Annotated in this window: 12 protein-coding genes; 10 read left to right on the top strand and 2 right to left on the bottom strand. The window is 65.2% G+C overall.

From position 1 onward, the window contains the following. On the top strand, window positions 1-210 hold the full coding sequence (locus tag GGQ97_RS14390; protein WP_168069199.1) for an HVA1 family protein: 210 nt from the start codon (window positions 1-3) through the stop codon (window positions 208-210). 405 nt (window positions 211-615) lie between these two features. Here the strand turns inward: GGQ97_RS14390 and GGQ97_RS09960 are convergent, their stop codons facing one another. Continuing rightward, window positions 616-2,910: an EAL domain-containing protein gene (locus GGQ97_RS09960; protein WP_168069201.1), complete on the bottom strand. Its 2,295-nt coding sequence runs from the start codon at window positions 2,908-2,910 to the stop codon at window positions 616-618. A gap of 135 nt (window positions 2,911-3,045) precedes the next feature. Here GGQ97_RS09960 and GGQ97_RS09965 point away from each other — a divergent pair, with 135 nt between their 5' ends. From GGQ97_RS09965 to GGQ97_RS10000, 9 genes are all read left to right on the top strand, one after another. Continuing rightward, entirely contained in the window at window positions 3,046-3,333 is a 288-nt protein-coding gene (locus GGQ97_RS09965; RefSeq protein WP_168069203.1) for a proton-translocating transhydrogenase family protein, read from the top strand. Window positions 3,334-3,386: 53 nt separating this feature from the next. Continuing rightward, window positions 3,387-4,787 (top strand): NAD(P)(+) transhydrogenase (Re/Si-specific) subunit beta, encoded by a 1,401-nt coding sequence (locus GGQ97_RS09970; protein ID WP_168070956.1) that lies wholly within the window; start codon window positions 3,387-3,389, stop codon window positions 4,785-4,787. 177 nt (window positions 4,788-4,964) lie between these two features. Further along, window positions 4,965-5,690, top strand: coding sequence for an amino acid racemase (locus GGQ97_RS09975; protein ID WP_168069205.1), 726 nt, complete (start codon window positions 4,965-4,967; stop codon window positions 5,688-5,690). An 89-nt stretch (window positions 5,691-5,779) separates the two neighbouring features. After that, window positions 5,780-5,902: a hypothetical protein gene (locus GGQ97_RS14540; RefSeq protein ID WP_280740506.1), complete on the top strand. Its 123-nt coding sequence runs from the start codon at window positions 5,780-5,782 to the stop codon at window positions 5,900-5,902. 13 nt (window positions 5,903-5,915) lie between these two features. After that, window positions 5,916-7,772 (top strand): asparagine synthase-related protein, encoded by a 1,857-nt coding sequence (locus tag GGQ97_RS09980; protein ID WP_168069207.1) that lies wholly within the window; start codon window positions 5,916-5,918, stop codon window positions 7,770-7,772. Beyond that, on the top strand, window positions 7,753-9,699 hold the full coding sequence (uvrC, locus tag GGQ97_RS09985; RefSeq protein ID WP_168069209.1) for an excinuclease ABC subunit UvrC: 1,947 nt from the start codon (window positions 7,753-7,755) through the stop codon (window positions 9,697-9,699). Before GGQ97_RS09980 ends, uvrC begins: the two co-directional genes overlap by 20 nt. A gap of 18 nt (window positions 9,700-9,717) precedes the next feature. Continuing rightward, on the top strand, window positions 9,718-10,329 hold the full coding sequence (gene recO, locus GGQ97_RS09990; protein WP_168069211.1) for a recombination protein O N-terminal domain-containing protein: 612 nt from the start codon (window positions 9,718-9,720) through the stop codon (window positions 10,327-10,329). A 19-nt stretch (window positions 10,330-10,348) separates the two neighbouring features. Further along, window positions 10,349-10,738, top strand: a complete 390-nt coding sequence (gene apaG, locus GGQ97_RS09995) for a Co2+/Mg2+ efflux protein ApaG (RefSeq protein ID WP_168070958.1) — start codon at window positions 10,349-10,351, stop codon at window positions 10,736-10,738. 8 nt (window positions 10,739-10,746) lie between these two features. Continuing rightward, the gene (locus GGQ97_RS10000; protein ID WP_342448510.1) at window positions 10,747-11,172 is read left to right on the top strand and encodes a DUF488 domain-containing protein; all 426 of its coding nucleotides are present in this window, start codon (window positions 10,747-10,749) and stop codon (window positions 11,170-11,172) included. On the opposite strand, the gene mtgA is transcribed toward GGQ97_RS10000, so the two are convergent. Further along, on the bottom strand, window positions 11,169-12,083 hold the full coding sequence (gene mtgA / locus GGQ97_RS10005; protein ID WP_425338719.1) for a monofunctional biosynthetic peptidoglycan transglycosylase: 915 nt from the start codon (window positions 12,081-12,083) through the stop codon (window positions 11,169-11,171). The genes GGQ97_RS10000 and mtgA overlap by 4 nt on opposite strands. Between the last annotated feature and the right edge of the window lie 55 nt (window positions 12,084-12,138).

Consider the following 12,138-nt stretch of genomic DNA (forward strand, 5'->3'; position numbering starts at 1 on the left):
GTGACCGAAAAGAGCTTTAGAGCGGGCGACAAGGTCAGCTGGTCGAGCCATGGCGGGACCGCGCATGGCAAGGTGGTCAAGAAGATCACCAGCCCGACGGACATCAAGGGCCACCATGTGGCGGCGAGCAAGGACAATCCCGAGTATCTGGTCGAAACCGATGACGGCAAGCAGGCGGCTCACAAGGCCGGCGCGCTGAAGAAGGCCTGAAGGACCTGCGCCGTCTGTCCGGACGTGCCTTCACGTTAAGCATGACGATCCCGAGCGAATCGGGTGCCGTCTCACGGGCAGCAGCTAGTTAAGCATCCCGCCACAACGCAGAAGCGCGCCGCGACCAGGGTCGCGACGCGCTTCAAGTTGCAAGTTTTAGCTAGCTAAAACCGAGGCTTAATCAGCCGCGGCCGCCGGTGCTCGCAGCGCCAGAGCCCCACACCCAGTTCCAGAAATTCCACATGGTTCTGCTCCCTGTTGCGCGACGATGAGCGTCGCTCTGGGAGCAGTATTAACCCTAATCGATACGGTTAGCAAACAATTAAGCATGTCGATTAGCCATATTCTTGGCGCGCACGAACAGCATCGCTGGCAACAGCGATCGAAATAGTCTGGGGTTAAAGGTTAAGCGGCCCGGCGGGTCGAGCGGATCTGCAGCCGCTGCACGAGCTCGCGTACGCCCATCGGGCGGCCGATGGCGAAGCCCTGGGCGATGTCGCAGCCCATCTTGCGCAGATCGTCGAGACATTGCTGGTCCTCGACGCCTTCCGCCACCACCGAACGATCCAGCGAGTGGGCGAGGGCGATGGTCGACTGGACCATGATAAGGTCGGAGCGGTTGACCCGCATCGACTTGACGAAGCTCTGGTCGATCTTGATCTCGCTGGCCGGGATCTTCTTCAGATACTCGAGGGTCGACAGCCCGGTGCCATAATCGTCGATGGCGATCCGGATCCCGAGGTCACGCATCGCCGTCAGGGTAGCGAGGCCGCTCTCCGCATCCTGGAGGGCGGCGGTCTCGGTCAGCTCGAGCGTCAGCCGCGAGGCCGGCAGGCCGTGAGCGGACAGCATCGTTTCGATCCGACCCAACAGGTCGCGATCGGCGAGCAGCCGGGCCGACAGGTTGACCGCGATCTGGAACTCGATGCCCCGGCGATTGATCGCCGCGCCCGAACTGATCGCGCGGTCCAGCACGAAGTCGGTCAGCTTGCCGATGCGGCCATTGGCTTCGGCGGCGGCTACGAACTCGGTGGGACTGATCGGTCCCTTGGTCGGGTGGGTCCAGCGGGCAAGCGCCTCCGCTCCGGTGATCTTGCCCTGCTTGATGTCGAATTGCGGCTGATAGGCCAGCCACACCTCGCCCTGGTCGATCGCCTGGTCGAGCTCGCCCAGGAGCGAGACGCGCCAATTGACCTCTTCCTGGCGGGCAGGGTCATGCAGCTTCCAGCGGAGGCCCTCGGCCCAGGCCTCGTCGGCCGCGAGCACCGCGCTGCCGATGCGGTTGGGAAGGGTCCGCGAAACCCCGAGCTCGACCCCGAAGGTGACAGCGATGTCGATCTGCCGGCCGGCGACCTGAACGGGGGAGCGGAAGATCGAGTGGAGCGCTTCGAGGTGGTTGCCGATTGGAGCGCCGTTCGGAAGCGTCCAGGCGAAAGTGCCGTCGTCGCCCTGGTGCAGGTCGTTGCGGGCGCCAGCCGACAGCCGGGCCACCACTTGGCGATAGGCATCCTGCTGTTCAGCCTCGGTCAGCGCGCTGGTGATCTCGGCATGGTTGTGGATCTTGGCGAGGACCAGGGCGCGGTCGATCTTGCCTGACGAGCGCAGCACAGCGAAGTTGGGCAGGCCGGTCTGCTCATGAACCCGGCCGCGCCGTTTCCAGCGCAGGAATGCAAGGCGGCTGCTGACGATGGTCAGCATCAAAAGGCCAGGCACGATGTCGGCCGAAATGTAGAAGCGCTCAAGCGCGAGTGGTCCAAGCAGGAGGACAAGCAGCGCGGCGGTGAGGGCGAGGGGAGCGATGCTGCGCGGACGCTTGGCGAATAGCGCTGCCAGCGTGGCGAGCAGAGCAAGGATCATGCCTGGGGCAGTGCCGAGCGAGATTGGCGTTCCACGTTTCAGGGTCTCGGCCCCGAGAATCTGGACGTTGGCCCCGGCCATTCGGCCCGATCCCGGAATCCAGAACTGATCGCCCAGCTGATCGGCGTTAAGCCCGATGATCAGCTGCTTTCCGGCAAGTGCACCCGGCTTGAACTTACCGGCGATGAGATCGGCAGCCGACAGGTAGGGGATGGTTTCCGGACTGATCGAATAATCGATCCAGAATTGCCGGTTGGGCTCGTTGAACCGTTGCGCGAGGCTGGCGGCGAAGGTCGGGACCTCGCGCCCGTCGATGGCGCCGGTCAGAGTGCTGTTCCAGATGATGCCGCCGAAGTCGTACACCGACGAAATGCTGGCGGTGCGCGCATGCTTGCGGAACTCGCTCAACGGGCGCGTTTCGGGTTGCTTGAGATTGCCCGACGTGCCGAGCATATGGCGGTCGGCGAGGACAACCCGGGAAGATTTCTTCAGCGCATCCGCGAAGATTCGGTCGTCGGAAGGGTTGGAGGGGCTGTCATAGATGATGTCGAGGTGAATGCTGCTGGCACCGGCCTTGGTCGCCTGATCGATCAGGCGGGCCTGCACGCGCCGTGGCCATGGCCAGACCCCGACCGCAGACAGGCTCTTGTCGTCGATCCCGACAAAAACGATGTCACCACTCGCATTGCTCTGATGGGTCGTGATGCGCAGAACCCGGAGATAAACCTCGAGCGGCAAGCCGAGCTGTGCCGCCCAGCAAAACAGGGCAGCGCCAAGTGACCACAGCAGCAGCCGCCAAGGCCGCGCTTGTTCTTTCTTCGTGCTGGCGGGATCCGAGCCCATGCCTCCCTGTCGCGCAGAAAGGTTATTAATTCGGAAACTCGTGTCCGGTGAACGACAGAAAAGCCGGGTGTTTTTTGCTCTTAGCAGCGAGCCCCTGCTGTGCCACACAGTCCAGGCGCACCTGAGGGGAGGTCCATGGACTTCATTTCCATTCTGTCGATCTTCGTCCTGAGCTGCTTCGTCGGCTATTACGTAGTCTGGTCGGTGACTCCGGCACTTCACACCCCGCTGATGGCGGTGACCAACGCCATTTCCTCGGTGATCATCGTCGGCGCACTGATCGCCGCCGCTGCCGCCGGCAGCCCGGTGTCTAAGTGGCTCGGCCTGCTGGCCGTGGTGCTGGCCTCGATCAACATCTTCGGCGGCTTTGCGGTGACCAGCCGGATGCTTGCGATGTACAAGAAGAAGGAGCGGCCCGAGTGAGCTTCCCCGCCGTTCCCGACGCTGCCGCCCTGCACGAGACGCCGGCCTGGGTGATGCTGGCCTATCTCGTCGCAGGAATCTGCTTCATCCTCGCCCTTCGAGGCCTGTCGAGCCCGGCCACCAGCCAGCGCGGCAATCGCCTTGGCATGATCGGCATGGCGATCGCCGTGGTCACCACGCTGGCGACGCACGACATCGCCGGGCTTCCCGAAATTGCCGCCGCCATCGCCATCGGCGGGGTGATCGGCATCGTCGGCGCGCGGCGGATCCAGATGACCGCGATGCCGCAGCTGGTCGCCGCCTTCCACAGTCTCGTCGGCCTTGCCGCGGTGCTGGTCGGCGCCGCCGCTTTCCTCAATCCCGAGGCGTTCGGTATCGCTACCCGCATCACGCCCATCGCCGAACCCTCGATGCTGATGATCAACCCGGTCAGCCGGATCGAGCTTGGCCTTGGCGTTGCGATCGGCGCCATCACCTTCTCGGGGTCGGTGATCGCGTTCCTGAAGCTCAACGGCAACATGGGCGGTTCGCCGATCCTGCTGCCAGGGCGGCACGTGCTGAACCTGGGCACGCTCGTCGCGATCCTCGGCCTGGTCGCCTATTTCACCCGCGACCAGGCGCCGTGGGTGTTCTGGACCATCCTCGCCCTCAGCTTCGCCATCGGCTTCCTGCTGATCATCCCGATCGGCGGCGCCGACATGCCGGTCGTGGTGTCGATGCTGAACAGCTATTCGGGCTGGGCCGCGGCGGCGATGGGCTTCACGCTCCACAACAGCGCGATGATCATCACCGGCGCCCTGGTCGGAAGCTCGGGCGCGATCCTCAGCTACATCATGTGCCGGGCGATGAACCGCAGCTTCATCAGCGTCATCGCCGGCGGCTTCGGCGCGGTGGCAAGCAGCGGCGGGGGAGAGGTCATCGACCGCCCCTACAAGCGCGGCTCTGCCGAGGATGCCGCCTTCTTGATGAAGCAGGCCGACCAGGTCATCATCGTCCCCGGCTACGGCATGGCGGTGGCGCAGGCCCAGCACATCCTTCGCGAGATGGCCGACCAGCTCAAGAAGGAAGGGGTCAAGGTCAAATACGCCATCCACCCCGTCGCCGGCCGCATGCCCGGCCACATGAACGTGCTGCTGGCCGAGGCCAACGTCCCCTATGACGAGGTGTTCGAGCTCGAGGACATCAACAGCGAGTTCGCGCAGACCGACGTCGCCTTCGTGATCGGCGCCAACGACGTCACCAACCCGGCGGCCAAGACCGACAAGAGCTCGCCGATCTACGGAATGCCTGTGCTCGACGTGGAAAAGGCGCGCACCGTGCTGTTCATCAAGCGCTCGATGGGGGGCGCCGGATATGCCGGTGTCGACAACGAGCTGTTCTATCGCGACAACACCATGATGCTGCTGGCCGACGCCAAGAAGATGGTGGAGGAGATCGTCAAGGCACTGGCCTGACCGGCCATTCACTTGCTTCCGCAACGCTTTGTCGCCGCGCCGCAACAGTCCGTCTTTGCCGCGTTAAACTACTCAAGAATCTCGGCTAACCCGCTTGCCGGGCGGGGCCGCATGCGAGACAAGAACCTTGTTAACTATTGCGCTGCAGGATCGTGGCAGCGGGCGAGGGGATAAGACGTGAGGAAGCTCGGTGTCGTCGGCGGGGCGAGCTGGAACAGCACTGCGCTCTATTACGAGCATATCAACAAGGGCGTCGCGGCCCGGCTCGGCGGCTTGCACAGCGCGCGGATGGTGATCGAGAGCCTCGATTGCGAGGACGATTATGCCGCTTTCCATCGCCGCGGCGACTGGGCTGGCGGCGAGCGGGTTGTGATCGCCGCCTGTAAGCGCCTCGCGGCGGCGGGTGCCGAGGCGCTGATCCTGACCTCCAACACCATGCACAAGCATTACGATGCGGTCGTCGCCGCACTGTCGCTGCCCGTCCTGCACATCGGTGAAGCCGCGGCGGAGAAGATCGCCGCTGACGGGCGCCGCTCGGTGGCGCTGCTGGGGACCCGAGTCACCATGACCGAACCGCATGTCCGCATCCACTTCGAAGCGCGCGGCATCCAGCTCGCCTCTGTCGAGGAAAGCTGGGTGAGCGAAGTCGACCGGATCATCTACGAGGAGCTGGCCGCCGGCCGGGTGGTTCGCGAAAGCCAGCGCAAGCTCAAGACCCTGATCACCGAACTCGGCAAGAAGAGGGTGGAAGCGATCGTGCTTGGCTGCACCGAGCTGGTGCTCGCGGTCGATCCGCGCGCCAATGTCCTTCCCGTCTATGACACCACAGCGCTTCACGCCCGCAAGGCGGTGGAATGGATCCTCGCCGATCACCAGGATGGCAAGATCGCCGCAGCCGCCTGAGAATGAGCACGGGGTGATTGCGCATCGGGAACAGCTGGGTTAGGCCCCGGTTTAAGCAAGTCATCGATGATGCGCGTAAGAGGTGGTATATGAAGAAGGTCTGGAACAAGCCGGAACTGCGGCGCCTGGTCGCCGGTGCAGCGGAATCGCGGCTCAAGGCCGGTCGGACTGACGCCACGCCGAACGGGAATGGCGGTCTCAACTTCAGCTGATGATCTGTCCAGGTTGACCCTCGGGGCGGGCCCGCGACCTGAATCCACTTTAGATTTCCTGATCCGCGCCGGCGCCGTGAAGGCGCCGGCGCGATCTTTGTTTACCGTCGATAGCGCTGGCTCCGCGATGATGGAATGGCGCGTCCTGCGATTGCCCGACCGGTCGCAAGCCTTGGTGGTCAGGCGACGCGAGGCCGGAAACGATCTTTGCTCGATCACGACCGAGGATCTGGCACAGGCGCTGCGGCGCTGGCCCGATGTCATCGAAGATGGTTTTGTCGTCGTTCGCGAAGGAGACGAGTGGCTGGTCTCGCTCGCTCCGGCATCGTCGTTCGACCTGTTTGCGGCTCTGGACGAAAACGGCGGTCTGCTGCTCTCGGGCACGGTCGCAGGTCTCCTGCAGCAAGGCTTCCCACAGGCAAACGTTGATCCCGACGCGCTCGCCGATCGGTTCGTCGGAGCCCTTACCGTCGACAGCTCCGATACCGTGGTTCGCGGCATCAAGCGGATCATCGGAGGGCACGAGGTTCGAGCCTGCGCTGGACAGCTTGCTGTCAGCCGCTGGTGGGAACCGCGCAAGCTGGCGATTCACCACGATCTGACCTTGAAGCGGGCAGGGGCAGAGCTTCGCCGGATCGCAGAAGCGGTGGTGCGCCGTAACCTTCCCGCTGATGGTCCGGTCGGCGTGCACCTCAGCGGAGGGCGCGACAGCAGCGTTCTTTGCGCGCTTACCGCCAGCCAGCTTGCGGATGAAGGCCGGACGGTTCACGCGCTCACCGCCTTGCCAAGCGCGAACCTTCCCGATGGTGACGAGCGCTACCAGTTCGACGAAGGGTCAGCCGCCGCTGCTACCGCCGCTCGCTTTCGCAACGTCGAGCATCATCTTTTCAGGCCAGAGCCGCTGCCGCTCGCGACCATTCTCGATAAGCTTCATCGCCGGATCGGCGAGCCGATCCATCAGCCGGTGTCGCTTGGATGGATATGGCCTCAGCTTTCGTTTTGCTCGGACCTGGGTCTTCCAACGCTGCTGACGGGGGATAGCGGAAACTTCACGGTCAGTACCGGCGGTCTCCTCAATCTGTCCGATGTCTGGCGCGAGAAAGGTCTGGTTGCCTGGTTTCGTGCCAGCGCGGAGGTCGTGCGCTCGGGCGGGGTCACGATGCGTGATCTTGTGCGAGAGAGCTTCGGCGGTTCGCTTCCGCTGCCATTGTACAAGGCGGGCCGCAAACGCGGGCAGCCTTCGATCCTTCCCAACGACTTCTCATTCTTCAAGGAAGCCATGCGCGGCAAGCTTCAGGCGATCTCCCCTCAGAATGAGGATCCCCGCCCGCCTACGTCCGCTCGCGCCCTGGTGCAGGAGATTGCCGCCAATCGCTGCAATCCCATGCCGCTGGGCAGGTTCGACTTTGGCGTTGAATTGCTCGCGCCGTGGAACGACCGAGAATTGTTCGAACTGGTGCTGTCGATCCCAAGCGCGATGCTGGTGAGTGCGCCCGACCGGCGGCTCCTGTTCGAGGAGGCGTTCGGCGATCTGGTGCCCCAGGAAGTCTCGAGGCCACGTAAGCGGGGCCAGCAGAATGTCGACTTCCATGCTGCGTTTGACCGCACGGACCTCGAAACCGCCGTGGAGCGGTATCGCGCATCAGCCCAGTGTCGCGAAGTGATCGATCTTGACCGCCTGGCCAAAGCGGCCAACCGGTGGCCGACCGAGCGGCGTACCGACATGCGCCACCTGTCTTACTGGATCGGGCAATTTCTCCCCGCCTTTTCGCTCGCCAGCTTCCTCAACAGCAGGGATTTCCCCGATGCTGGCGCTTTCGCTCCCACCGCCGACTCCTTACATGCGGGGCATGAACCGCACACCGGCTGACCGTCCGGACCACCCGCGCGCGACCGAGCGCTTCAATGAGGATGCCGCCACCTATACCGTTTCCGGGGCGGGGGAGGCGCCCGACCTCGAGGCCGGCGTCGCGGCCATCCGCAATGTCGTGAAGACCTTGCCGGTGCGACCGGGCGTCTACCGCATGCAGGATGCGCGCGGCGAGGTGCTGTACGTCGGCAAGGCGCGGGCGCTGAAGAACCGGGTCACCAATTACACGCAGGTGTCGCGGCTGTCGAAGCGGCTGCAGCGGATGGTGTCGCAAACCCGCTCGCTGACCATCGTTACCACCAACACCGAGGCCGAGGCCCTGTTGCTGGAAGCGCAGCTGATCAAGCGCTTCCGGCCGCCGTACAACGTCCTCCTGCGCGACGACAAAAGCTTCCCCTTCATCCTGCTGCGGGAAGACCATGCCTATCCGCGCGTGCAGAAGCATCGCGGTGCGCGGCGGGTACAAGGTCAGTATTTCGGGCCCTTCGCAAGCGCTGGTTCGGTCACGCGCACACTTAACGCGCTCCAGAAGCTGTTTCTGCTAAGATCCTGCAGCGACGGCTTTTTCAACAATCGCTCGCGGCCTTGCCTGCTGTACCAGATCCGCCGCTGCTCGGGCCCGTGTGTGGGGCGGATCGAGCCCGATGCCTATGCCGAACTGGTCGGCGACGCGAAGAATTTCCTGGCCGGCAAGTCGACCGGGGTGCAGGCCCGGCTGTCCAAGCAGATGGCCGAGGCCGCGGAAAAGCAGGATTACGAACTCGCCGCCATCTTCCGCGACCGCCTCCGCGCGCTGACCTACATCCAGGGCACGCAAACGGTGCATGCCGAAGGCCTTGGCGATGCCGACATCTTTGCCCTGGCGGCCAAGGGCGGGAGCATGTGCATCCAGGCCTTTTTCATCCGTGGCGGCCAGAATTGGGGCCACCGGGCGTTCTTCCCGGCCCACACCGCAGACGTTCCCGAAGAGGAGGTCTTCGCCAGCTTCCTGATCCAGTTCTACGAGGACATGCCGCCACCCAGGCGGATTCTCATCGATCGCGAGGTGGCCGAAGCCGAACTGGTCGCCGACGCACTGAGCGAGAAGGCCGGGCGCAAGGTGCTGATCGAGCGTCCCCAGCGCGGCGACCGCAAGAAATTGGTCGACCAGGCCAGCCGCAACGCGGTGGAAGCGCTCGACCGCCGCCACGCCGAAAGCACCACACAGACCAAGTTGCTGCGCGAGCTTGCCGACGCCTTCGAGCTTGCGGAGATGCCCAAGCGGATCGAGATCTACGACAACAGCCACATCATGGGCACCGCCGCCACCGGCGCCATGGTGGTCGCAGGCCCGCAGGGCTTCCTCAAGAACCATTATCGCAAGTTCAACATCAAGAAGGCGGCGACCGACGACGACTTCGGGATGATGAAGGAAGTGCTCGAACGGCGTTTCCAGCGCCTGGAGAAGGACGATCCAGACCGCTCCAGCGGGGAGTGGCCCGACCTCATCCTGATCGACGGTGGACGCGGGCAGCTCAACGCCGTGCTGGAGATCATGGAGGATGCCGGGGTCCATGACGTGCCGGTGGTCGGGGTCGCCAAGGGACCGCACCACGGCCGCGAGGGGCGCGAGGTGTTTCACCTGCCAAACGGGCGGGAAATGACCTTTCCGGTCAATGCGCCGCTGCTATTCTACCTCCAGCGCCTGCGTGACGAGGCCCACCGCTTTGCGATCGGCACCCACCGGGCCAAGCGCGCCAAGAGCCTGACGACCTCGTCGCTCGACGAAGTGCCGGGCATCGGGCCGACCCGCAAGCGCGCGCTGCTGATGCACTTCGGCACTGCGCGATCGGTCAAGGGCGCGGCGCTGGAGGATCTCGAAAAGGCGCCGGGCATCAGCAAGGCGACGGCGCGCCAGATCTACGATTATTTCCATGCAAGCGGCTGATCCGGGCCGGGCCACGCCGTGCGCCTGACCACGCCGGCCATCATCCTGTCGCTGCGGGTCCACGGCGAACAGGGTGCGGTGGTTCGCCTGCTGACACCGCGGCACGGGCTGGTCGCGGTCTATGTCCGCGGCGCGCGCGGGCGCAGGATGCGGCCCGTGCTGCTGGCCGGCAATGCGGTGGAAGCACGGCTATCGGCGCGCACGGAGGCGCAACTCCCGCAGGGCGAGGTCGAGCTTACCCGCAGCAGGGCGACGCTGATGACCGAGCCGCTGCCCGCCGCCGCGATCCTGTGGGCGACTGCGCTCACGGCGCAAGTGCTTCCGGAGCATCAGGCCTATCCGTCGCTTTACGACGCGCTGGACGGGCTGCTCGAGGCAGTCGCCGCCGCACCGTCGGCCAGCGGGTGGGGACCGGCGCTGCTGGCCTACGAAATCCTTCTTCTGGCCGAGCTTGGGTTCGGCCTCGAGCAGGAAGTGGTCACCCGCGCGGCGTCCGACTGGCTGACCGGGCTTGCGGTGACCGGCCGCAGGATCCGCCGCGACCTGCTCGACCGTCCGGGCGATTCGACCTGGGACGCGCGTGAACGCCTCACACTTCGGTTGCGCAGGGCGGCGGGGGTGGTAGCGTGACCCGATGAAGTCACTCGGCATGGCGATCCTCTTCCCGCATGAAGCGGTCACCGGTGACGTCACGGTACGGGTGGCGGTCAGCTACCTTGCCGAGCAATCCGCTCCATCGAGCGGGCGCTGGTTCTGGTCCTATCATATTCGCATCGAGAATCATGGCGAAGCAAGCGTGCAATTGCTCGCCCGCAGCTGGACCATCACCGACGGTCGCGGCGCGGTTCACGAGGTTCGCGGCGAAGGGGTGGTCGGCGAGATGCCCCGCATCGCGGCGGGGCAATCCTATGATTACGTCTCCGGATGCCCGCTTCCCACTCCGACCGGGCGGATGACGGGCAGTTACCAGATGGTCGACGACGACGGACGCGGGTTCGATGTCGCCATTCCGAGCTTTGCGCTGGTGGGGCCGGTCTGACGGCTCAGGTGTTCACCATCGGCTATGAGGCGACCACCACGGGCGAGTTCGTGGCGGCGCTGAAACGGGCGGGTGTGGCGCAGGTGATCGACGTCCGCGCGCTTCCGCTGTCGCGGCGCCCCGGCTTTTCCAAGACCCCGTTGCGACTGGCGCTGGAAGAGGAGGGCATCGGTTATGTCCACCTGCGCGCGCTTGGGACACCGGCCGACGGACGCGAGGCCGCGCGCAAGGGGCGGACGGCGGAGATGGAGCGGATCTACGCCGGCCAGCTTCTCCTGCCGGAGGCGATGGCGGCAGCAGCGCAGCTTGCCCAGCTGGTGCGCGAGAAGCCTTCGGCATTGCTGTGTTTCGAGCGGCAGCCCGAAGGGTGTCACCGCAGCATGCTGATCCGTGAAGCCTTGCCCGACGTCGAGGTCGAGCACCTTTTTCCCTAGAGGCCGTTGTCGGGTTGTTCGGGCTCCGCCGCGGGCTCGGCTTGGCTCGGCTGTTCGGCAGGAGCAAGCTCGTCGCCGACCGGCTCTTCCGGCGGTGCTTCGGGCAGGGTCTCCGACGCGGCGGGCAACTGGTCGATCACCTCGCGCGGCGGCGGAGGGGGCGGGGTCGAGGTCTCGACGTCCGAGCCCGGCAGGGTGACCGGACCTTTGCTCGGCGGCGGCGTGCGATCGCGCGGTGCGGCGGTGCCGGCGTAGACGCAATTGTCGAGGCCATCGCGGGCGACGGTGCCGATCCGGCCAGCGATGCTGTTGCCATAACGCCTGGTGAAACCGCGCGGAGCGATCGCATCGCGGCCCTTGGGGAGTGGCAGGACCGCGGCCATGCGCGCTGCCTCGGTACGGGTCATCGCGCTGGCATCGTGACCGAAATAGCGGTGCGAGCCGGCGTTGACGCCATAGGTGCCGATGCCGGTCTCCGCGACGTTGAGGTACACCTCCATGATCCGGCGCTTGCCCCACAATTGCTCGATCAGAAAGGTGAACCAGGCCTCCATGCCCTTGCGGACGTAGCCGCCGCCTTGCCACAGGAAGACGTTCTTGGCGGTCTGCTGGCTGATGGTGGAACCGCCGCGGATGCGGCCGCCGCTGGCATTGCGCCGGGCCGCGTCGGTGATCGCGTCCCAGTCGAAGCCCGAATGGGCGCAATATTTGCTGTCTTCGCCGCCGACTGCCGCCCGCACCATGTCGCGGTCGATCTCGTCGAGTCCCATCCATTCCCGCTCCGCCCCCCGCCCAGCCATGACGTCAGCCATCATGGTGGCCGTGATCGGCGGATTGACGAAGCGATAGAGCAGCACCCAGAGGGCGGACAGGATCAGCAGGCCGACGATCAGCTTGACCAGACCGAGCACCAATCGCGCCGGCAACGATCGCGATCGACGCCTGCCGAGGGAGCGGGAAGGGGAG

Origin of the sequence: Sphingomonas kaistensis (assembly GCF_011927725.1) — a bacterium.
Lineage (GTDB): Bacteria > Pseudomonadota > Alphaproteobacteria > Sphingomonadales > Sphingomonadaceae > Sphingomicrobium > Sphingomicrobium kaistense.